The sequence below is a fragment of the Cupriavidus laharis genome, assembly GCF_914271435.1.
GTDB classification, from domain to species: Bacteria; Pseudomonadota; Gammaproteobacteria; order Burkholderiales; family Burkholderiaceae; genus Cupriavidus; species Cupriavidus laharis.
In genome coordinates this window covers 35,582-56,643 of record NZ_CAJZAI010000021.1, presented here as the reverse complement: position 1 = coordinate 56,643, position 21,062 = coordinate 35,582, and the positions used below count along the sequence as shown (strand labels likewise).

The window sequence follows — 21,062 nt, the reverse complement described above, 5'->3', positions numbered from 1 at the left end:
ACGCGTAGTCGTTCATTCCGGAAACAGCAAATGACATGCATCGAACAAGGCCGCACCCAGGTGTTCGCGGCCAGAAAGATCCTGACCATGAATCCGGCGCAGGCCGACGCCACCCACGTGGCGGTGCGCGACGGCCGCATCGTGGCGGTTGGCGGCGCGGCCGACGTGGCCGCATGGGGGGAGGTGGAGCGGATCGATACCTTCCGCGACAAGGTCCTGATGCCGGGGCTGGTGGAAGGACATTGCCACCTGATGGAAGGGGCGATGTGGGAAGCGGTGTACGTCGGCTACTACGATCGCCGAGACCCGGATGGCAGGCTTTGGCGCGGCCTGAAGACCCTCGACCAGGTCATTGACCGGCTGGCGAGCGCGGAGAGTGCGCTCGCCGATCCTGCGGCACCGCTGCTGGCATGGGGCTTCGACCCGATCCTGTTCGGCAGCAGCCGGCTTTCGGCGACCGAGCTCGACCGCGTTTCGGCAAGCCGGCCGATCGTGGTGCTGCATGCAAGCGTGCACCTGATGAACGTCAACACTGCCATGCTGGCGTTGGCCGGGATCGACGAGGACACCGAGGTCGATGGCGTGCACAAGGACAGCAGCGGGCAGCCTACGGGCGAGCTGCAGGAGTTTGCCGCGATGTTCCCGGTGTACCAGGTGATCGGCAGCGGACTGTCGCTGGCGGCCAGCGAGAAGCCGGAAGCGATCTGGAACTTCGGCAAGGTGGCGCAACTGGCCGGGGTGACGACCGCGACGGACCTGGTCAACGACCTGTCAGAGCTCGGCATGCAGACCCTGCGCACGGTCACGGCGGATCCGCGTTATCCGCTGCGTATCGTGCCGGCGTTCGCCCCGCAGCGCAATCCGCAACACGGGCCGGGTAAGGTGCTGGAGGTGCAGCAGGCCGGTACCGACAAGCTGCGCTTCGGCCCGGTGAAGTTCATCGTCGACGGTTCGATCCAGGGCTTCACGGCGCGCCTGAGGGCGCCGGGTTATGCCGGCGGCCAGGCCAATGGCCTGTGGCTGATCCCGCCGGCACAACTGGTCGAAGTCTTCACGCCGTTCCACCTGGCGGGCTTGCAGTTGCACATCCATACCAATGGCGACGAAGCCACCGAGGTGGTGCTCGACGCGCTCGAAACGATCCTGTCGCGCCATCCGCGTCCGGACCACAGGCACACGCTGCAGCATTGCCAGTTGGCCGATACGGTCCAGCTCGAACGCGCGGCGAAGCTCGGCCTGTGCATCAACTTTTTTTCCAACCATCTCTATTACTGGGGCGATGCGCACCATAGCCAGACCGTTGGCCCCGAGCGCGCCGGGCGCATGAACCCCGCGGGTTCGGCACTCCGGTTGGGGATTCCGGTCACCTTCCATTCCGACGCACCGATTACGCCGTTGAATCCGTTCTTCACGGCCTGGTGCGCGGCACAGCGCCAGACCGCATCCGGGCGCGTACTGGGCGAGGCGGAGCGCATCCCCGTTGATGAGGCCCTGCGCGCGATCACGCTGGGAGCGGCACATACGCTGAAGCTCGATCACCTGATCGGCAGCATCGAGCCCGGCAAGCTGGCCGACTTTGCCGTGCTGGAAGACGACCCCACGGTCATGGCGCCTGAGCGCCTGAGGGACGTGCGGGTGTGGGGCACGGTGGTCGGCGGGCGCGTGTTCGAGGCGCCGACAAGATGAGCACCCCGGCAAATGCCGGCACGCGGCAGCCGATTCCGCTGGTGGTGCTCGGCGGGTACCTGGGCGCAGGCAAGACCACGCTGCTCAACCAGCTGTTGTCGAATGCCGCCGGGCGCCGCGTGGCCGTGCTGGTCAATGATTTCGGCGAGGTCAATATCGATGCGGCGCTGATCCGCGAGCGCGGTGCCGACGTGATCCAGCTGGAAAACGGCTGCATCTGCTGCTCGATCGGCGGCCGGCTGGCCGAGGCGCTGACGGCCATCGATGCCCGCGCGGAGCGGCCGGAACTGCTGGTCATCGAGGCAAGCGGCGTGTCCGATCCGCTCAGGATCGCGCAGGTCGGTTTGCTCGACCGCGCTTTCCGGCTCCACGGCATCGTGGTGGCGGTGGACGCCGAGTGCGTGCAGGCCACCCTGCAGGATGCCTACGTCGGGGACATTGTGCGCAGGCAGATCGCAGGCGCGACTGCGCTGGTGCTGACCAAGACTGACCTGGCCGGCCCCGTTGCCACGTCTGCCGCGGAGCAGGCGGTGGCATCCATGGCGCCGCATGCAACCCTGCTGCAGGGGCAATGGGGAAGGCTTCCGCTGTCGGTGTTTCTCGATGCGGGTGAGTTGGCGCTGCCCCGCCAGGGCATGCTGGGCACCGCGGGTGGCTGGCACAGCGGCGCGCCTTCCCGCATCAGCAGCTTTGTGTGGCGCACCGCGCGGCGCCTGGACAAGCATGCGCTCAGGCAATGCCTGCGCAACCTGCCTGTACCGCTGCTGCGCGCCAAGGGCATCGTCTGGCTGGAGGAGCGGGCGCAGCCTCAATCGGTTCACGTGGTCGGCGGACGCACCATGTTCTCCGCGCTGATGGCATCGGACATCAAGGAGTCGACCCTTGTCTTTATCGGCTGCTTTGATTCGCAGGCCAGGGGAACAGTGCTGCGTCATCTGGAGGCGATGCTCGCACGTGTCGACGATGCGGTGCCGGCCTGATATGCACCAGCATGTGGGGCCCGGTGTCCTGCGTGGGTAAGCGTGTGCGCAATCGAGCCTAATAGAACCCCGGCACCATCTTCCACGTCCGCGCACGGTACGCCTCGTACTCCGCCCCAAACTGCGACCGCAGCAACGCCTCCTCCGCGCGGATCCGCGCCAGCAGCGGTGGAATCATCAACAGCGTCAGGATCACGCCGACACCCGAGCGAAACGCCAGCACCCACCCCAGCGAACTGACGACAAAGCCCAGATAGCTCGGGTGCCGGATCACGCCATACAGGCCAGTCGTCACCAGCGTATGCCCCGGCTGTATCGCCACAAGCCCGCTGAATCGCCTGCCCAGGATGAACACCGGCACCAGCCGCAGCACACCGCCACCGGCATACAGGGCCACGCCGATCCAGCGCATGGTGTCGCCATCGATGGCCCAGAAGCCGATGCGGTCATTCCAGGCTGGCACATAGCCGGCCAGCAGGCCGAGCACGCCGAACGCAGCGAGCACCCAGCGATTACCGCGGTCCTCGCGTTCGCCGCTGCTGATGTTGCCGCCGGAGAAGATGGCGGCGACAGCCAGTGCCATCGTCACGATGATCAATGCAGTGCGTGCCGGATGGGCGAAGAAAGGGGCGATGCCGCCCCAGCCGAGGATGGGGAGGGCCAGGTAGGCGAGGGTGCCCGTGAGGGTGAAGAAAGCCATGCCGGGTGTCGGGCGCATGGAGGCCTCCGCCTGCAGGATGGTTCACATGCGTTAGCGTAGTCCTTTGCGGCGATGGCTGCATTTGGGGCCGGCCGTGGCAGCGTGGTTCAATACATCCTTTCAGCATTTCCCTCCTGCCGACCATGCCTCTCATCGATATCAAGAATCTCCAGCAAGCCGCCATCGATTTCGGCGAGGCGCGCGGCTGGGGCAAGTATCACAGCCCCAAGAATCTTGCCATGGCGCTGAGCGTGGAGGTGGCCGAGCTGGTGGAGATCTTCCAGTGGCAAACCGAGGACGAGTCGCGCGGCATCATGGCGACGGACGAGCGCGAACACGTGGAGCAGGAACTGGCGGATATCACCATCTATCTGACGCAGCTTGTGACGGCGCTGGGCGTGGACCTGGATGCGGCGGTGCGGGCGAAGATGGAGATGAATGCGAAGAAGTATCCGGTGAAGAAGACCGAAGCGTGATTTGAGAGACGCAGGCGATGGGATATTCTGCGAATCAATGATATGGCCAACTCTGGCTTGTTGCGCATAAATGTCGTTTATTTCATCTACGGCGAAAAACCACCTTATTCACCGCAAATCATACGGTGAATAATTTGCCCCTGCGGAGATTGCACTCCATAATCTCCGCATGAAACGCGGAGATTGGCTCTACATCTGGCAGGCCCCTGACTGGCCAGCCCTTCACTACGACCTGGTAAAGCTGGCGTCGCCGCTGGCGGACGTGGCGCGTGCGCAAGGGTTGTTGCTTGGCCGGCTGGCCGACGTTGGCATGGCGCTGCGCGACCAGGCGAGTCTTGCCGCGCTGACCGAGGATGTCGTGAAGACCAGCGAGATCGAGGGCGAGCGGCTCAATGTGGATTCGGTGCGCTCGTCCATCGCGCGTCGGCTCGGGGTGGACATTGGTGCGCTGGCTCCGGTCGACCGGCACGTAGAAGGCGTCGTTGAGATGGTGCTCGACGCAACGGCCCGCTGCGATGCGCCGGTGACCGCAGAGCGGCTGTTCGGCTGGCATGCGGCGTTGTTTCCGACCGGCTACAGCGGCATGTCGAAAATCCATGTCGCCGCCTGGCGCGACGACGCAAAAGGTGCCATGCAGGTGGTTTCCGGCCCGTATGGCCGCCAGCGAGTGCATTTTGAAGCACCGCCGGCTGGCCGGCTTGAGGCCGAAACCGCGAGCTTTCTCGGCTGGGTCAATGCCGACACCGCGGATCCACCGATTCTCAAGGCGGGGCTTGCTCACCTGTGGTTCGTGACCCTGCATCCATTCGACGACGGCAACGGTCGCATCGCGCGTGCAATCGGTGACCTCCTGCTTGCTCGCGCGGATGGCAGTCCCCAGCGCTTCTATAGCCTGTCGGCGCAGATTCAGCGAGAACGCAAGGACTACTACGATATTCTCGAGCGCACGCAGAAGGGGACGCTGGATGTTACAGGCTGGCTTGCGTGGTTCCTGAGCACATTGCAGCGCGCCATTGAAAGTGCCCAGCACACGCTGGACGCGGTGCTGGCAAAGGCCCGCTTCTGGCAACGGTTGGCAGGAACGCCGTTCAATGAGCGGCAGTTGAAATTGCTCAACCTGCTGCTTGACGGGTTCGACGGCAAGCTTACGAGCCGCAAATGGGCGGCGATTGCCAAGTGCTCGGCGGACACGGCGCTGCGGGACATCAAAGAGCTGATGGCGCTGGGCGTACTGCGCAAGTCGGATGCGGGCGGGCGGAGTACTTCGTATGAGCTGATAGATATGAGCACGCAGGTTCGAATATAGATCCTCAGGCTTGTCCGCCTCAGCACCTCCTGCTCGATGCCTTTGTTGAGCTTGTCGCGTGTGATGACAGTCCGGTTGCCCTACCCGGGAACCGTTGCCAACCTGTTGATTCTGGTAGTACCACCGAAGTATCAAATTCCACCGTCATTCCCGCGTAGGCGGGAATCCAGCGTCTTCGAAGTCCCCCTTCGGGGGACGAAAAGTCACTGGGTCCCCGCCTACGCGGGGACGACAGCCGCCGGTTCCTGGAAGGCAAGCCGGCACGTGCAAACGTGCATTGGTCTGTTCCGAAAGCGCTTCAATCTAGGTTGCATCTGGCGTGTTGGCAGCAAATCGCTGCCGCAGGTATACAGCGCAGTGCCCGTCGCCTTCGGACAATGGGGTCTGAGCCTTGCCTGGCTGCGGTCAGGCGTGGGCGACGCGGGCCCCTGCCATGGCACCTGCGCCTGCAGGCAACCATGGCGGCGTGCGGATGCCTGCGTCACCTCCCCACCAACACCTCCCTCCCATTCACCGCCTGCACCGGCCGCGCATTCATCCTGTACAGCTTCCTGAACGCCGCGAGCTGTGCGGACGAGACCGACACCGGCGTCTTCATTACCACCCACCGCACATCCTCGCTGCAAGGCGGCGTCGTCAGCGACCCGATGAACGTGTAGTTGTCCCGACTACCCGGCAGCAGGTCGCCGACGTTGATGGTGCCGCCCATCGCGTGCTTGTCACCGGCCCTGGCGGGGAGGCTGGCAAACACCGGCCGCAGCGCCGCATTGGACTTGCCCGTGCGGAACAGCACGGCGATCACCGCCAGCTTGCCTTCGGCGCTCTTATGCACGAGGTGGGCCACTAGCGGATAGGACTTGCCGTCGATCCTCTCTTCGCTTGGCGTATGGAAGTGGAACTGCGCGAGCTTGTATTCCACGCCGTCGATAGTGAGCGTGCCGCCGTTGGCTGGCTCGACCTGGACGGTGTGCCCGTTGTTGATGACCTCGGCACGCGCAGGCGCATAGGAAACGCCGATCGGTTGTGCCGTGGTGCCGGTCACCTTGCGCGTTTCGATATTGATCGGCGACTGGCGCTGCCCGGTGCCGCAGACGGCGTAGTCGGCTTCCAGGCCGGCCCAGTGGCTCGTTCCGGTCTTGCCCTGGTAGGTCCAGTGTGGAGGTTCCGAGGCGTTGGCAAACGCCGTGAAAAGCAGAGTGCCCAATGCTGCCGTCGCAATGCGTGTCTTCATCTGATTGTCACCGTTGTGGAAATCGTGGGATGGGCAGCCGGCCGCGGCCGGGCGGACTGGCGCCCATGGCTCCGGAACGCTGCCTGAAGGGCGGGGTTGACCGGAGGATTGCACCAAACCGTCTCATTGGACTGGGGAAGTGTAGCGGGCGGTGGCACGCAGCCACGCGGATCCCAATGATGCTGGTGTGAATGGTGTGCTTCAAACAAAGAAGGTCTTTGGCCGAATTGCGGGGTCTGTGGGAAGGATTGGGTTGTCGTGCTTGGCGGGCGCCGCTGTTTCGCCGGCGTAGCCGGCGACCTACTTTTACCCGAGCGGTAAAAGTAGGCAAAAGCGCGTTTTCGTGGTTGACGAACGGCTCGATGAGGTGAAGACGGTCCAGGGCATAACCAGACTGCCTGCCGCGTAGATGATTAGGATGGGACACGGCGTACGAACGAACCCGGATTACGGAGTGGTCCCTCCTAACAGCGATATCGCGGGGACGCCTGCGGCTGCGCTGCGCGCACTCAGCAGTCTGGGTTCTTCGCCGCGGCCCGAACAAGGCGTAGTGACGAAGCCCTTGGCGCATGTGCCATGCGCGAAGAGAGAAAACGAAGAAGGGGAAGCGCCGGCGCCAGCGACGTTGATGTCCTCGCCATGCCGACTAGGACACCGCGCGTAGCGCAGCCGTAGGCGTCCACGCGATACCGGTAGCAGCAGGGGCCACGGACAGTTTCGGGGCTCGTTCAATCAGCGCTGTAATCCCGACCACGGCCGCGCACCCAGCGGCAGGCAGCCAGAAACATCACGCAATCCCCCCCGAAAACTCAACTCCCCCGATACGTCCCAAAGCTCCACGGCGAGCACAACAGCGGCACGTGGTAATGCTGCGCGGCATCGGCAACGGTGAACCGCACAGGCACAATGTCGGCGAACACGTCTGGCGTCCTGAAGTAGTCGGCGACCCAGAAACGCAGTTCGAAGTCACCCGTGCGCGCCTGCGCGGCGGGCAGCATGGGGGTGTCGGTGCGCCCATCGCTGTTGGTGCGCGCGCGGTGGATCAGTTTCGGGGGCTGCGTGCCCATGTCGAACAGTTCGATCTGCATGCCGGCAATGGGCTTGCCGAGCGATACGTCGAGTACGTGAGTGCTGATGCCTGCCATGATCGGTCTCCTTGTCAGCAAGTGGCGGCATCAGCTGCCGCGGTAGTAGTTGTAGCTCCACGGCCCGAACAGCACGGGCAGGTGGATGCGCTGGCTGGCGTCCGTCACACGCAAGCGCAGCGGGATCTTCGACAGGAACAGCGGCTGCGGCAGGTTGGCCTTGCGCGCGGCGAAGTATTCGTCCACATGCAGCAGCAGTTCATAGGTGCCCATGCGATAGGTGTCGCCGATCAGCAGCGGCGGTTCGCTGCGGCCGTTGGCAGCAAGTGTGACGGTCTGCAGGTGGCGCGGCTGGCCGTTGTCGATGCGGTACATGTCCACGCGCATGCCGGCGGCAGGGGTGCCGTGCCAGGTGTCGAGCGCATGCATGGTCAGGCGCGGGCTCAGGCCGCCTTGCTGCACGGGGGCGGCCGTCTGGTTGGGCGCAGTCTCGGCCAGCGCGCTGCCGGCCAGCAGCGCGCCACCGCCCAGCGTGAGGGATTGCAGCGCAAAGCGGCGGCGGCTGGCGTCGAAGTCGGGGTCTTGATGGTCACGCATGTCAGGCCTCACGCTTGTTGCCGAGCTGGCGGATGCCGATTACCACCAGCACCGCGGCCACGATCTCGATGACAGCCACCAGGTACAGACCGGTGGTGACCTTGCCGGTGGCGTTCTTGATCAGGCCCATCGCATATGGCGCGCCAAAGCCGGCCAGGTTGGAGACGGAGTTGATCAACGCCACGCCCACCGCGGCGGCGCTGCCGGCCAGGTAGCGGTTGGGCAGCTGCCAGAACACGGGGATCGCACTCATGGTGCCGACCAGCGAGGCGGTCATGGCCAGCATGGCCACGACGGGCGACAGTACGTTCATGCCGAGCAGCACGGCCAGCACGGCCATGGCCGCACCGCCCGCCAGCGCCGCGCCGCTGAAGTGCCAGCGCACTTCATTGCGGCGGTCGGAGTGCGCGCCGTTGGCGATCATGCCGATGGCGCCGCACAGGTAGGCCACCGCGGCAATCCAGCCCACGGCCATGGGCGTGGTGAAGCCCACGTCCTTGATGATGGTCGGGATCCAGAAGGTCAGCGTGGAGTTGGCGCACAGCAGGCAGAAGTAGATGGCGATCAGCAGCCACACCTTGGGGTTGGTGAAGACGCTGCGCCAGTCGTGGCCGCGCTCGCCCATGGCGGCGTTGTCGCGCTTCAGGGCGTCGGACACCACGCGCTTTTCGGCGTCGCTGAGCCAGTGGGCATGCTCGGGCTTGTCCGTCATGTAGAACCAGGCAAAGATGCCGGCCAGCACGGACGGAATGCCTTCGATGATGAACAGCCACTGCCAGCCATGCATGCCATGCACGCCGCCCATCGAGGTCATGATCCAGCCGGCCAGTGGGCCACCGAGCACGCCGGCGATCGCGGAGGCCGACATGAAGGTCCCGAACGCCCTGGCGCGGCGCTCTGACGGGTACCAGTAGGTGAGGTAGAGAATCACGCCCGGATAGAAGCCGGCCTCGAATGCGCCCAGCAGGAAGCGCAGGGTGTAGAACTGCGCGGGCGTGGTGACATGGGTCTGCAGCATGCAGATCACGCCCCAGCAGATGGTGATGCGCATGATGGTTTTCTTGGCACCAATCTTCTGCAGCAGCATGTTCGACGGCACTTCGAACAGGAAGTAGCCGATGAAGAAGATGCCGGCGCCCAGCCCGTACACCGCTTCGCTGAACTGCAGCGAATCGAGCATCTGCAGCTTGGCGAAGCCGATGTTCACGCGGTCCAGCCAGGCAAGCACCCACAGCACGCCCAGGAAGGGCAGCAGGCGCCAGGAAACCTTGCGGTAGACGCTGGCTTCCGCGTCGTCCGCGGTGCCGGCGAAGATTGGCACGCCTTGCTTCGTGATGGACATGGTGTCTCCTGTCAGTCTTGTCGATTTGCGTCGTGCGGCCCAGCTGCCCGAAGGCGGTACGGCGGCCGCCGTCCGTTTGGTTGGAAGCAAGTATAGGAATGGCCTGCCGGGGGGGAACGGGGGTGCTGGTATAGGCCCTATATCAGCATCGATATGGGGCGGGAAGCCTTATGTGGCGCGGGTTTGCGGGGTTTTGTCGGGTCGGTTGCCGGACCTATGGATTACCCTAGCCCGGCCTGGTCCCCTACACGCGCTCTCAATCACTGTCGTTCCCGCGAAGGCGGGAACCCAGCGTCTTGTCTTTGCCGAGGCCCTTGAAAGTCACTGGGTCTCCGCCTTCGCGGGGACGACGAGCGGAGGTTGCTTGCCCTCCGGGTTCGACCGCGTTGCCGTGCGGTGCGCGACACGCTACAAAGTTGCCATTGGCGGGCGGAGATGGGCGGCAGTGCGCGACGATTGCGTCGCCGGCTGCACCCGGCTGCCAGCTTCGCACAGGACTCCACCATGATCCGCGCCGACGACCCCTTCGATACCTACCTGCTGCGCGTGCTGTGCATCCTGATTGCCGAGCAGAGCGTCTCGCGCACGGCCATCCGCCTGAACCAGTCGCAGCCGGCGATCAGCTCGGCGCTCAAGCGGTTGCGTGCGATTTTCAACGACCCGCTGCTCACGCGCGAAAAGAACGTGATGGTGCCTACCGAGCGCGCCTTGCAGCTCGCGCGCAATGCGCAGGCCGCACTCAGCGCGCTGGACAACCTGCTGGTGTCGGACGACCGCTTCGACCCGGCTACCACCGAGCAGAGCTTCACCGTGGCCATGCCGGACTACCTGGCGCCGCCTTTCTTTGCCCACGTGGTGCGCGAGTTCCGCCGCGCGGCGCCGAACGCGCGGCTGGTGGCCGTGCCGCTGAGCGCGACCTTCGACTACGAACAGGCGTTGTCCGAAGGCACGGCGGATATCGTCATCGGCAACTGGCCCAACCCGCCGGAGCACCTGCACCTGTCGGTGCTGCTGGAGGATGAGGTGGTCTGCATGGTGGCGCAGGACAGTGTGCACAACCAGCCCGGCAAGTTCACCGCGCAGGCTTACCTGGGGGCTGCGCACATCGTGCCCACGCCGTATTCGCGCGACCAGCGCGGCCTTGTCGATTCGGGCCTCAGCACAATGCGTGTGCACCGCGACAACCGTGTGAGCTGCCCGTACTTCAACCTGGCGCCGAGCCTGATTCCGGGCACCGACCTGATCCTGACGACGGGCCGCCACTTTGCCAACTATCACGCACAGCACGTGCCCGTGGCGGTGCTCAGGCCGCCCATCGACTTCCCGTTCATGCGCTTCTACCAGCTATGGCATCCGTCACGCCACCGCTCGGCCGCGCATATGTGGCTGCGCGGCATGCTGACGGCTGCGTCGCAGGAACTGCGCAACCTGCGCGATATGCAGCCAGCCTAGCCGTATCGAATTCTGTTATGGGACCTATAGGGCAGCGGGCCTCGCCGCTGCCCGGTGCGCTTCCTATACTCGGCCCGTATTCAACGTCCATGCCTCGCCGACGCGGCGGGCCTTACGGGAGAGCAGTCCATGTCACAGTCAATCGATCTCGCGCCGGTCAACGCGCTGGACCAGGCGGGCTTTGCGCGCGTGTTCGGCAGCGTGTTCGAACATTTTCCGCAGGCGGCGGCAGGGGCCTGGGCGCAGCGCCCGTTTGCTTCGGTGACGGCGCTGCATGACGCGATGATGGACGTGGTGCGCAAGCTCGACGACAAGGGCCAGCGCGATTTCCTGAACCTGCACCCGCTGCTGTCCGGCGCGAACATCCGCGCGGGCACGATGACGGCGGATTCGAACGCGGAGCAGAAGAGCGCCGGACTCGATGCGATGTCGGCACAGCAGGAAGACACGCTGGACCGCATGAACGCGGCGTATCTTGCGCGCCATGGTTTCCCGTTCATCATCTGCGTGCGGCACTACACGCGTGAAGGCATCTTTGCCGCGCTGGAGCGCCGCGTCGACCGCAGCACGCCAGTGGAGCTGGACGAGGCGCTGGCGCAGATTGCCGCGATTACGAGAGGGAGGCTGAATGCGCGGCTGGCTGCATTGGGGGATCGGTAAGCCCCTGCACGGCGGCCTCCACCCACCCGAACCCGATCCGCTCCTGCTCGAGGCGTATTTGCCTGCCGATGCGGTTGTCCCGCAGGTCGTCGTAGAGCGCCTGCTCGTCGGGGCGTAGCCGCGTCAGGTCGCGCAGCATCTGGCTGCCTTCCGTGCTCCATTGCGCCCGGAAGGCCATCAGCGTGGCGCGGTCCATCAGGAACGATTCCACGTGCGCGAACAGGTGGCGCAACTGGTCGAGGATGGCGAAGCCGTGCGTGTCGATGTCGCCCCAGTAGTGCAGCTGGCAGCCTCGCAGCCAGGCAACGTCGGCGAGCATGCCGAAGCCATAGCCGCCGCCGAATATCACCATGCTGTCGGCGATTGCCGGGAACGCTAGGAAGTTGATCTCGTTTTCCGTGATGAAGACGCGCGAAATGCCGGGATCCAGCCGCGAAAAGCTCCGCGCATCGAGCGCGATGTCGGATCCGGCGCCCATGCCAGGCAGCATGGCCATGGCATTGTCGAGCATGCGAAACCGCACGCGCAGCGGTTTGTCCAGGAACCCGTAGCGGCTGGCAAACTGGCTGAGGCCGGAACACTCGCCATCGATCGCTTCGGCGGGCATGACCAGGTCGAGCCACTCGGCCAGCACCGCGCGGTGGGCTTCAACGAACTTGCTGTGAATCCCTGGCAGATCGACCTGCCGCAGGTAGATGCCAGGACGCGGATGCGCTTGCAGCCAGCCGACAAAATCCAGCAGTCGCCCCCACTCATCGTGAAGTTCGAGCGCCCTGAGCGGGCGCTTTGCCAGCCACGGCACCAGCAGCGGCTGGCGCTCTCGCGTGGCGGCGAGCAAGGCGTCAAAGCGGGCGATTTCCTGCCGCTTGCCGAGTAGCGCAGCCGCATCGTCCAGCGTGTCGATCCATGCCGCTGACGGCACGGCGTTGGCACCAAATACGCGATGCCGGAATTCGCGCATTTCCAGCCGGCAATGCGGCATGCGTGCGAGTTCGGCAATCCAGCCGCGCGCGGCTTCGAAGTTTTCGGTCAGCTCGGTTGAGCTGGGACCGCGCAACGCCAGCCGCAGCGGGAACTGCGATTCGCCGGACACGGTTGCGGCAAGCAGGGCGCCGCGGTCCCACTGCTTTTGCAGCTGTGCGCGCAGGTCGGCAGGACGGGTCCAGTTCATCCGGTCATCCTCGCTTTTTCTGCACGGTACTCTTCGATCGACAGATTGCGCACCTTCGAGGAACGGCCTTCGTCGTTCTGGACAAACGCGACTGCAGAAACAAAGGGCTCGATGATGTGGATCTTCTGCAATGGCGTGACGATGAGCAATTGCAGGTTGAGCTGGGCGAACAGCTTCAGCCCGTACTGTGCCGATTCATCCGATCCGCGGCCGAACGCTTCGTCGATGACGACGAAGCGGAACGAGCGTGAGCGCACCGCGCCCCATTCGAGTCCGAACTGGTAAGCCAGGCTGGCCGCCAGGATGGTGTAGGCGAGCTTTTCCTTCTGGCCGCCGGACTTGCCGCCCGAATCGGAATAGTGCTCATGCTCGGTGCCGTCCTCGCGCCACCGCTCGCTGGCGCCGAAGAAGAACCAGTTGCGCACGTCGGTGACCTTTGCGGTCCAGCGGCGGTCCTGGTCGGTCAGGCCGGCGCGGCCGCGGAAGCGTTCGATGATGCGCTTGACCTGCAGGAACTTGGCTTCCGAGTACTGGCTGTCTTCGGAGCCGGTCAGCGCGCCCTCGGTGCAGGCACGCAGATCGGACTGGAATTCGCGGATTTCGGCGTCCGGCGTGGCTTGCGCTTCCAGCTTGATGTAGCGCCCTGCGTTGTAGTCGATCTGCGTGAGCGATTCGTTGATCCGCTCCACGCGTTCCCGGATTGTCTGCTGCTCCTTGCCGAGCTGCGCGTTGAAGTTGGCGATCTCGTTGATGGTATTGACGTTGAGCAGTTCCTTGAAGCGCGCTTCGAAGCGCGGCAGGTCGTCGGCCTTGAGCTTGTCGAGCATCTTGCGATACTCGAAGCCGGCGGCCACGCTGGCGTCGATCTCGCTGGTTTCGAGCTTGAATTCCTGCTTGTAGTCGGACATCGCCTTGACGATGCGCTCCGCCACGGTTTTCAGCCGCTTGTCGAGCGCATCGATCCGGTCCTGCAACGCCTTTCGCACCTCTGATTGCCGGTTGTCGCACCCTTCCACCGTCAGCGTGTGTTCACCGAGAATCTCGGCGCGCAAGGATTCGAGCGCGTCCATCGGCACCTCTTGGGCGACGTCTGCGGTCTCCTGCAAGACTTCCAGGGTCTGCTGGCGCAGCTCCTCGGCATCGGCCTTCCGGCCTTCGGCTGTGGACCGTTTGCCGACATGGTCGAGCAGCTGCGCCTCCGTGTCTGCAAAGCTTGCCGCGACTTCCTTGAGACGGTCCGTTAACTGCCGCAGGAGATCCGAAGCGGACTCCAGCCGCGTCTTCTCTTCCGACAGCCGGGCGGCTTCCATGGCCGGCGTCTGCCAGTCGATGTCCTCGAAACTGGTGAACATGTCCAGGCGGGACAGCGCTGCCAGCCGTTCCCTGAGCGCGTTGCGCTCGGCGGTCAACTTGCTGATCTCCCCGGCAAGGTCGCCCAGTCGCTTCTCCAGCACCCTGGCGGAGGCCTCCAGCGCCGCAATCTTCTCGGCGTTGCTCCAGCCCAGCACGTAGCGGCTGCGGTCGTCCAGCCGGTGGCGGTCATCCTTCTCGTGCCGCTCGCCCGGCATCTTGATCTGCCCGGCGTGCGTGACTGCGCGGGTTTCGCGCCGGAACTGCTCGTGCGTGGCGCAGCATGCCACGTCGAAGCGATTGGAGACTTCGCGTTCCAGCCAGGCATAGAAGGGCGAATCCGGCTTGAAGGCGAGCTTGCGGACGAGCGAATCGCGATGCAGTTCCTGAGGTGCCGCCCGGCCGCCTTCCCGCACGCGGAAGTACACAAGGCGACCCTTCAGGTGCGTGCGGTCTACCCAGTCGGCCACGGATGGATACAGTTCGTCCGGAACCAGCAGTGACAGGCCGAAGTTCCGCAAAAGCCGTTCGGCCGCGCCTTCCCAATCGCGCTCGTCTTCGCGTACCTGCAGCAGTTCGCCGGCGAACGGCATGTCGTCCTCGGCAATCCCCAGTGCATGGCACAGCGCGGCGCGCATCATGACCTGCTCGTTCGGGATGTTGCTGCGGCGGGCTTTCAGGCTGAGGATTTCTTCCGTCAGGCTGTCGTGCTCCTGCTTGCCCTGGCGCATCGTGACGCCGTGCTCGGTGAGCGCATTCCCGACTTCCACCTCGCGCGCCGTCGCCTCGTCGGCCAGCGTGGCGAAGCGCTCCTTCAGCATGAGAAAACCGGCCTCGGCTTCAGGCATCGGCTGCCCGACACCTCCCAGCAGTTCCGCATACCGTCCGGATCGCTCCAGCCGCTTTTCCCGTTCGGCCTGCTGCAGCCGGATGGCTTCCGCCAGGCGCTCGATGCGGTCGCCGCCGTTCTCCGCAATCTGCCGGCGCAGTTCCGATTCCTCGCCACGCTGCGCGGCGCGGCGTTCTTCGAGCCGCTTCACGTGCGCATTGTGCCGTGTCCATTCCTCGTCCAGGTTGGCGATGCGCTTGTCCAGCAGGCCGAGCTTCAACGTGGCGAAGTAGGGCCGCAGCGCGTCACGGCAGGCGCGCAGCTGGTCGGACTCCGCCGTCAGCGTGGCATGCCGTTCGCAATCGTCGACGAGCGGTGTCAGCATGGCTTCTTGCCGCTTTGCCTTGAGCACGGCTTCGTGCGCACGGGCCAGGTCGTCGAAGTGGCCGAGCAGCGCCTCGATGCGCGGGGCCACGTCGAACGGCTCCAGCATGTGGCTGCGCACGAAGTCCGTCAGGTTGCCCACGGATTTCATCGACACGGTCTGGTGGAACAACTCCAGCGCCTGTTCGTTTTCAATGCCGAAACGCCGGCGAAACCATGCGCCGTACGGCGGAAAGCCGTCGAAGATATCGGCCTTCAGGCCGCGCAGCTTCTTGCGCAGCGCGGTGATGTCCGAGCCGAAGTGGGCGAAGTCCCGCGCGATCGACAGGTCACCCTCGGCCCCCACATAGAAGCGCGCAGGCTGGCCGTGGGGCTCCTTCATCCAGAACACCTGCGCCAGGCTGACCATCTGGTCATAGCCGGCGTTGTGGAATACGCCAAGAATGACGGAGTAGCTGTTCTGGTCCCGCAGGGCTACCGGCCTGGCAGTCCCTGTCGTTTCGTTGCGCTCGGACTTGTAGTAGCCGAGCACGTAGCTGCGCAGCGTGCGTTCGCGGCTTTCCGCGCCGGCGGCCTTGTTGTACGCGATGCGCTGGGCCGGCACCAGCAGCGTGGTCACGGCATCGACCAGGGTCGACTTGCCGGAACCGATATCGCCGGTCAGCAGCGCGTTCCTGCCATCGGGGTGAATGGCCCAGACGCGTTCGCCGAAGGTGCCCCAGTTGAAGACCTCCAGCCTGTGCAGGCGGAAGCCGGACAGTGTGTCGTCGTCGGCAAAATCGAGCGAGAGGGAGGTCGGCTCATGCATCGTTGGCACTGTTCCTGGCATCACGGTTGCCCGGGGCCCGTCTGGCCCGAGAGGGAGACCTGGTAAGCGGCCAGGCGCGCATCGAATTCGGCCAGCCACTGTGCATCGACGAAAGCCTTCAGGATCCGCTTTACTTCAAACGCCGTCACGCTGTTTTCCTGTCCAGTCCCCGGTTTCAGGCGGCGCAGGAAGCCAAGCTCGACGATCTTGTTCACATGGCTTTCGATCTGGTCGATCAGCCGGGCCTCGTTGGTGCCTGCAGGCAGGAAGACGCGCAGCAGTTCGGCAATCTCGTCCAGCGTCAGGACCAGCCGTGTGTCGCCGCCGGTGGCATCGAACTCGGCCAGCTTCTTGCGCAGCAGCGCCAGCGTCAGGCTGACGGGAAAGGACAGCGGTCTTCTTGCGATCAGCCGCGGCATGCGTGCCGCGTTGTCGTCGTCTTCCACCTCCGGCTTCGAGCGCAGGAAGGCATAGCCTTCGGCCTCGTCCAGCACGAGTTCGAGCCCCAGCACGGCGACGTAGTCACGCACGGTGGTCTGCAGGGTGGTGAGCGCATGCCATGGCGCGGCATCCGTCTCACGGTAGATCACGCCCTTGAGCAGCGGAATGACGATGGCCGGCAGCGCGGGGTCGGCGGCGCCTGGCGCGGCCGGCTTCGGTTCCGGGGTTTCGGTGAGTTCGTAGTCTTCCATTCGCGGCTATCGGACAAAGATGACTCGGGGAAGCGTCGCCTGCCTGACCAGTGCACCGGCCTCGGGAGATTCGACCGTCCATTCCACCGTCTCGGTGGCGTTTTCATCCACGACGGTACGAAACGCATCGCTGGCAAGCTGCAGGTAGGCCACCAGTTCCGCCAGCCCGTGCTGCAATGGCTGCATGCGGCATACCTCCTGCAGGGTTACCTGCTGGCGGCCCTGCAGTGCCTGGCGCACATGGGACATCAACCGGGCCTTGTCCACGACGATCTGCGAGAACAGCGAGCCGGCGTCGACGTCTGCATTGCCGGCTTCGATATCAACATCGGCAATGCGTGGCTTGACGGCGGGTGTGAACAATGGCCGTTCCATGGGCAGCTCCAGGTCCACGGCGGTGTCGGCGATCGCCATGACGTTGCCGGCTGGCGCTGCGTCGCGCAGGCTGAGCGCCTTGGTCTCGATGCCGCGCAGCAGGTCCATGATGCGCCGGTTCTCCAGCCATGCCTTGTCGTCCAGGAAACGGCGCAATTGCTGGGACAGCTGGGCGACGGTGCGCTGCGTGTGCTCGCCCGCCTCGAGCCAGTCATAGTGGACGCGCCGCAGCCGGGTGTCGGGATTGAGGTCGCTGACGGGCGGCAGGGCCAGGATGTATTCCAGCAGCGTGGACAGTTCTTCCTGGCGGCTGCTGCTCATCAGGAAGTCCCAGAAGGCGCGGAAGCTGCGGCCCTGGTCGGAATCGGCAATGGCGTCGCGCTCGCCCATGATCTCCTCAAGCAGGGCGCCTTTTGATCCTTCCCACAGCGCAATGCGCTCGCGCACGCGGCGGTCAAGCGCGCGAAAATTGTCTTCCACCTCGCGGAAGTCGGTTAGCAGTTCACGGGCCAGCGACACGAACTGCTGGAAGCGATCCTTCAGTGCGGTGTCGTCCAGGAGGTCGAGATCGCCGGCAAGGACGCGCGCGATTTCGGCGTCGATGTCGTCCCGGCGCTTGTGCAGATCGGCAATCCGCGCTTTCGGGTCGGCCTGGGTGCCGTCGTGCATCTGCTTGAGCAGGTCGAACAAGGTCAGCAGACGGGACTCGGTGCCCACGAAGCTGCGTTCTGCGAGAGACCCTAGCCAGGCCAGTGCCTTCTCGGTGGCGGCGGTCAGGTCGAACTGCGGTTCGTCGGAACCCTGGCGGTAGAACTTGCGCAGCCATCCCTTTTCGTTGGCGGCCCAGTCGTTCAGGTAGTCCAGCGCCGGCTTTGGAAAAGCGTCGGGGCCCAGCCGCTCGCGCAGCGCGAACAGCTCGTCCTCCAGTGCCTCGGCCAGGTCCGGCTGGCTGATGGAACGGAGATTCGGCACGACGAAGACCCGGTACAGGAACGACGCCACCAGTGGCGCATGGTCGGAGCGCAGCAGCCGCCAGGCCGGATGGCTCTGGCGCAGGCGTTCGAGAGTGTCGTATTCGAGGCTCAACGTGGAAGGCCCTGGCTGGAATGGCAGGCGCGCGGATAACGCGTGCGGGGCGGTGGCCGGGATCGACAGACGCCGGCGCGGCGTTGGCGCTGGGGTGCTGGCATTTTACGCCAGGGATGGGGTGGCAATGGCGTGGGGCATCCCCACTGGCGAGGGAGAGCGCTGCTGATCGCCGCGTGTACGGTGGCAGGGAAAGAAGGGGCCTGGCTCCGAAGCCAGCTGCCCCTGCCGGAGCCGCCGCGTCACGCGCAACGCCGGACGATGCGCTGCCATGCAAACGGCATTGCCCTGCAGCGCTCTTGTCGCGGCAATATCCGCCGCAGCAATGATTGCGGCGCCGCATTGCACCGGGTGCGCCTATGCACGATTCCGGCCGCCGCGACATTTGGCTGGCTGGTCATGCAGACAGCAGGGCGAGTTTCCTTACAAGCCATTACAAACACTTACAGCAGTTATGCCATCTGCAACATATTCTCCGGTCAATCCACAACAACAAGCGGAGAGATACCGTGTCGGATTCTTATCGTTCTTGTTCTTCCAGCGCATTGCGCATCGTCGCACTGGCCGGGGCCCTTGGGCTGGCGGCGTGTGGCGGTGGCGGTGATGATTCCGGTAGTGGTGGCCAGGGAACGCTGAAGGTCTCGATGACTGATGCGCCGGCCTGCGGCTTCGACCATGTCTTTGTGACCGTCAACAAGGTGCGCGTGCATGCCAGCGCGGACGCAGATCCAGGAGGCAATGGCTGGGTCGATATCGATGTGTCGCCCGCACGCAAGATCGATCTGTTGTCTCTGACCAACGGCGTGCTGTCCACGCTGGGCCAGACTGCGCTGCCGGCTGGCACCTACCAGCAGGTCCGGCTGGTGCTCGACGCGAACCGCGGGGGCGGTTCTTCGGGTGCGCTGGCCAACTCGGTGGTGCCCACCGGCGGTACCGAGCAATCGCTGGATACGCCGAGCGCGGTGCAGTCCGGCATCAAGATCAACCGGCCATTCACGGTCTCGGCAGGCACGCTGACCGACCTGGTGCTGGACTTCGACGCCTGCAAGTCGGTGGTGACGCGTGGCAACGGCAGCTTTGGCCTGAAGCCGGTGGTGACGGCGATACCGACCGTCGTCAGCGGTGCGGTGACCGGTGTGGTGGGCTCGGCCCCGGGCGCACGGGTCTATGCCGAGCGCAACGGCGTGGTGGTGAAGGCCACGGTGGCAGACGCCAACGGCAACTTCATCCTGTCGCCGATCGAGCAGAGCAGCACTGCCGGCGCGGTGGATGTCGTGGTGGTGCCGGGAGCGGCCAATAGCCGTGGCACGGGCATCGTGCGTAGCGTGCCGGTGGTGGCGGGCGGCAGCACCGCCATCTCGACTTCGGGCGCGCCGCTGTCGTTGCCGACCTCGGCTTACCGCCGCGTTTCCGGCACGGTCACGCCGGCCTCGGCCGAGGCGACCCTGCGCGCGCTGCAACTGGTCAGCGGGGGAACCTTCGAGATCGCGGCGACAGCCGCCGCGAGCGATACCGGTGCCTACAGCCTGTACGCGACCGAGCCTGCGCTGCCGGTGGCCGCGCCGGTGATCGGCACCTACCAGGCCGCTCTGCCGATCACGCTGCAGCCCGACAATGCCGCCGGTGGCAAGTACGGCGTGCAGGCCACCAGCTCCGGCGGTACAGTGGTGACGCAGCAAGTGGATGTGAACGCCGCCGACGTGACTCAGAACTTCTCGTTCTGAGCCAGGCCAACAGCAGTCCGATCAACAGCAGTCCGATGAGCCGGAAACGGGCGTAAGCCTGCTTCCGGCTTTCTTGTCCCTGGCCCCCGTCTTTTCATGCCCGCTGGCCGCGGTTTCCCGCTAGACTTTGAGTCTCGCGTCCCCGGAGTATCGCGCCATGGCAGCACGTACCGCGGGCAAGTCCGCAGCCACGCCAGATGCACTGCCTGCCTCGGCACGGCAGCCGGCTTCGCGGCGCAAGGCCGGTGAGTCGGGCACGGCCGACAGCCTGATACGCGTCGGCATCGGCGGCTGGACCTACGCGCCGTGGCGCGACAACTTCTATCCGGCCGGTCTCGCACAGACGCGTGAGCTCGAATACGCGAGCCGCCACCTGACGGCCATCGAGATCAACAGCACCTACCACGGCACCCAGAAGCGCACGTCCTTCGCCAAGTGGCGCGACGAGACGCCAGATGATTTCGTTTTCTCCGTGAAGGCCTCGCGCTTTGCCACCAACCGCCGCGTGCTGGCGGAATCGGGCGAATCGATTGCGCGCTTTATCGACAGCGGCATCGCGGAACTCGGCCCGAAGCTGGGGCCACTGGTATGGCAGTTCGCACCGACCAAGCCGTTCGATGCCGAGGACTTCGAGGCCTTCCTGCAGCTACTGCCCGATTCGGTGGAAGGCGTGAAACTGCGCCACGTGCTGGAGGTGCGGCATGACAGTTTCATGTCGCCTGAGTACCTGAAACTGGCGCGCAAGTACAAGGCCGCCACCGTCTACACCGATTCGCCGAAGTTTCCGTCGATGGCCGACCTGACGACGGACTTCGTCTACGCACGCCTGATGGACAGCAGCGAAAAGCTGGCGACCGGCTACGGGCCGAAGGCGCTGGATGCCTGGGCGCAGCATGCGCGCACCTGGGCGGCGGGCAAGGCGCCGGCGGAGCTGGAGCAGGTGGAAGACAAGCAGCCGGTGGCCAAACGGCGTGAAGTCTTCATCTTCTTCATCAACGGCGCCAAGGAGCGCGCCCCGGCGGCCGCGCAGGCATTGCTGTCGCGCCTTGGCTGGGAGCCGCAGGAACAGGTGCCGGTGAAGAAGCGTCCCTGATCTTCACGTCGGCTGACCGAAACCCCGTTGCTACA

General features: G+C 65.0%; 17 protein-coding genes. 8 read left to right on the top strand and 9 right to left on the bottom strand.

Annotated elements, in window-relative coordinates:
• Positions 1 to 30: 30 nt before the first annotated feature.
• Positions 31 to 1,686 (top strand): amidohydrolase, encoded by a 1,656-nt coding sequence (locus LDO29_RS25500; RefSeq protein WP_224082528.1) that lies wholly within the window; start codon positions 31 to 33, stop codon positions 1,684 to 1,686.
• Positions 1,683 to 2,666, top strand: coding sequence for a CobW family GTP-binding protein (locus tag LDO29_RS25495; protein WP_224082527.1), 984 nt, complete (start codon positions 1,683 to 1,685; stop codon positions 2,664 to 2,666). Before LDO29_RS25500 ends, LDO29_RS25495 begins: the two co-directional genes overlap by 4 nt.
• Before the next feature lie 58 nt (positions 2,667 to 2,724).
• Here the strand turns inward: LDO29_RS25495 and LDO29_RS25490 are convergent, their stop codons facing one another.
• Positions 2,725 to 3,384 carry a methyltransferase family protein gene (locus LDO29_RS25490; protein ID WP_224082526.1) on the bottom strand — a complete coding sequence of 220 codons (660 nt, stop codon included), beginning with the start codon at positions 3,382 to 3,384 and terminating at the stop codon, positions 2,725 to 2,727.
• Positions 3,385 to 3,509: 125 nt separating this feature from the next.
• Between LDO29_RS25490 and LDO29_RS25485 the strand changes: the two genes are divergently transcribed.
• A complete protein-coding gene (locus LDO29_RS25485) occupies positions 3,510 to 3,842 on the top strand; it encodes a nucleotide pyrophosphohydrolase (RefSeq protein WP_224082525.1) in 333 nt (110 codons plus the stop codon).
• A gap of 169 nt (positions 3,843 to 4,011) precedes the next feature.
• The gene (locus tag LDO29_RS25480; protein ID WP_224082524.1) at positions 4,012 to 5,148 is read left to right on the top strand and encodes a Fic family protein; all 1,137 of its coding nucleotides are present in this window, start codon (positions 4,012 to 4,014) and stop codon (positions 5,146 to 5,148) included.
• 481 nt (positions 5,149 to 5,629) lie between these two features.
• Here LDO29_RS25480 and LDO29_RS25475 read toward each other — a convergent pair whose 3' ends face one another.
• From LDO29_RS25475 to LDO29_RS25460, 4 genes are all read right to left on the bottom strand, one after another.
• Positions 5,630 to 6,379 (bottom strand): carbonic anhydrase, encoded by a 750-nt coding sequence (locus LDO29_RS25475; RefSeq protein WP_224082523.1) that lies wholly within the window; start codon positions 6,377 to 6,379, stop codon positions 5,630 to 5,632.
• Between the two features lie 809 nt (positions 6,380 to 7,188).
• Positions 7,189 to 7,524 (bottom strand): hydroxyisourate hydrolase, encoded by a 336-nt coding sequence (uraH, locus tag LDO29_RS25470; RefSeq protein ID WP_224082522.1) that lies wholly within the window; start codon positions 7,522 to 7,524, stop codon positions 7,189 to 7,191.
• 30 nt (positions 7,525 to 7,554) lie between these two features.
• Entirely contained in the window at positions 7,555 to 8,061 is a 507-nt protein-coding gene (gene uraH, locus LDO29_RS25465) for a hydroxyisourate hydrolase (protein WP_224082521.1), read from the bottom strand.
• Between the two features lies 1 nt (position 8,062).
• Positions 8,063 to 9,403 carry an MFS transporter gene (locus LDO29_RS25460; protein WP_224082520.1) on the bottom strand — a complete coding sequence of 447 codons (1,341 nt, stop codon included), beginning with the start codon at positions 9,401 to 9,403 and terminating at the stop codon, positions 8,063 to 8,065.
• A gap of 504 nt (positions 9,404 to 9,907) precedes the next feature.
• Between LDO29_RS25460 and LDO29_RS25455 the strand changes: the two genes are divergently transcribed.
• Positions 9,908 to 10,855 (top strand): LysR family transcriptional regulator, encoded by a 948-nt coding sequence (locus LDO29_RS25455; RefSeq protein WP_224082519.1) that lies wholly within the window; start codon positions 9,908 to 9,910, stop codon positions 10,853 to 10,855.
• Between the two features lie 129 nt (positions 10,856 to 10,984).
• Positions 10,985 to 11,515 (top strand): 2-oxo-4-hydroxy-4-carboxy-5-ureidoimidazoline decarboxylase, encoded by a 531-nt coding sequence (gene uraD / locus LDO29_RS25450; protein ID WP_224082518.1) that lies wholly within the window; start codon positions 10,985 to 10,987, stop codon positions 11,513 to 11,515.
• Here uraD and LDO29_RS25445 read toward each other — a convergent pair.
• From LDO29_RS25445 to LDO29_RS25430, 4 genes are read right to left on the bottom strand one after another with little or no spacing between them, the layout of a single operon-like run.
• The gene (locus tag LDO29_RS25445) at positions 11,466 to 12,686 is read right to left on the bottom strand and encodes a DUF3322 domain-containing protein (protein WP_224082517.1); all 1,221 of its coding nucleotides are present in this window, start codon (positions 12,684 to 12,686) and stop codon (positions 11,466 to 11,468) included. The two genes, uraD and LDO29_RS25445, sit on opposite strands and share 50 nt — an antisense overlap.
• Complete coding sequence (locus LDO29_RS25440; protein WP_224082516.1) at positions 12,683 to 16,057, bottom strand: ATP-binding protein; 3,375 nt, start codon at positions 16,055 to 16,057, stop codon at positions 12,683 to 12,685. The genes LDO29_RS25445 and LDO29_RS25440 overlap by 4 nt, the downstream gene beginning before the upstream one ends.
• A gap of 20 nt (positions 16,058 to 16,077) precedes the next feature.
• Complete coding sequence (locus LDO29_RS25435; protein ID WP_224082515.1) at positions 16,078 to 16,749, bottom strand: DUF4194 domain-containing protein; 672 nt, start codon at positions 16,747 to 16,749, stop codon at positions 16,078 to 16,080.
• A 6-nt stretch (positions 16,750 to 16,755) separates the two neighbouring features.
• Positions 16,756 to 18,210, bottom strand: coding sequence for a DUF3375 domain-containing protein (locus LDO29_RS25430; RefSeq protein WP_224082514.1), 1,455 nt, complete (start codon positions 18,208 to 18,210; stop codon positions 16,756 to 16,758).
• Between the two features lie 509 nt (positions 18,211 to 18,719).
• Between LDO29_RS25430 and LDO29_RS25425 the strand changes: the two genes are divergently transcribed.
• The gene (locus tag LDO29_RS25425) at positions 18,720 to 19,934 is read left to right on the top strand and encodes a DUF4382 domain-containing protein (protein ID WP_224082513.1); all 1,215 of its coding nucleotides are present in this window, start codon (positions 18,720 to 18,722) and stop codon (positions 19,932 to 19,934) included.
• Between the two features lie 157 nt (positions 19,935 to 20,091).
• Positions 20,092 to 21,027, top strand: coding sequence for a DUF72 domain-containing protein (locus LDO29_RS25420; RefSeq protein WP_224082512.1), 936 nt, complete (start codon positions 20,092 to 20,094; stop codon positions 21,025 to 21,027).
• The last annotated feature ends 35 nt before the right edge of the window (positions 21,028 to 21,062 follow it).

What these genes read in the sequence shown, in the direction of transcription:
- LDO29_RS25500 (WP_224082528.1), top strand. Translation starts at nt 31, where the DNA reads ATGACATGCATCGAACAAGGCCGCACCCAGGTGTTCGCGGCCAGAAAG.
- LDO29_RS25495 (WP_224082527.1), top strand. Translation starts at nt 1,683, where the DNA reads ATGAGCACCCCGGCAAATGCCGGCACGCGGCAGCCGATTCCGCTGGTG.
- LDO29_RS25490 (WP_224082526.1), bottom strand. Translation starts at nt 3,384, where the DNA reads ATGCGCCCGACACCCGGCATGGCTTTCTTCACCCTCACGGGCACCCTC.
- LDO29_RS25485 (WP_224082525.1), top strand. Translation starts at nt 3,510, where the DNA reads ATGCCTCTCATCGATATCAAGAATCTCCAGCAAGCCGCCATCGATTTC.
- LDO29_RS25480 (WP_224082524.1), top strand. Translation starts at nt 4,012, where the DNA reads ATGAAACGCGGAGATTGGCTCTACATCTGGCAGGCCCCTGACTGGCCA.
- LDO29_RS25475 (WP_224082523.1), bottom strand. Translation starts at nt 6,379, where the DNA reads ATGAAGACACGCATTGCGACGGCAGCATTGGGCACTCTGCTTTTCACG.
- uraH (WP_224082522.1), bottom strand. Translation starts at nt 7,524, where the DNA reads ATGGCAGGCATCAGCACTCACGTACTCGACGTATCGCTCGGCAAGCCC.
- uraH (WP_224082521.1), bottom strand. Translation starts at nt 8,061, where the DNA reads ATGCGTGACCATCAAGACCCCGACTTCGACGCCAGCCGCCGCCGCTTT.
- LDO29_RS25460 (WP_224082520.1), bottom strand. Translation starts at nt 9,403, where the DNA reads ATGTCCATCACGAAGCAAGGCGTGCCAATCTTCGCCGGCACCGCGGAC.
- LDO29_RS25455 (WP_224082519.1), top strand. Translation starts at nt 9,908, where the DNA reads ATGATCCGCGCCGACGACCCCTTCGATACCTACCTGCTGCGCGTGCTG.
- uraD (WP_224082518.1), top strand. Translation starts at nt 10,985, where the DNA reads ATGTCACAGTCAATCGATCTCGCGCCGGTCAACGCGCTGGACCAGGCG.
- LDO29_RS25445 (WP_224082517.1), bottom strand. Translation starts at nt 12,686, where the DNA reads ATGAACTGGACCCGTCCTGCCGACCTGCGCGCACAGCTGCAAAAGCAG.
- LDO29_RS25440 (WP_224082516.1), bottom strand. Translation starts at nt 16,057, where the DNA reads ATGCATGAGCCGACCTCCCTCTCGCTCGATTTTGCCGACGACGACACA.
- LDO29_RS25435 (WP_224082515.1), bottom strand. Translation starts at nt 16,749, where the DNA reads ATGGAAGACTACGAACTCACCGAAACCCCGGAACCGAAGCCGGCCGCG.
- LDO29_RS25420 (WP_224082512.1), top strand. Translation starts at nt 20,092, where the DNA reads ATGGCAGCACGTACCGCGGGCAAGTCCGCAGCCACGCCAGATGCACTG.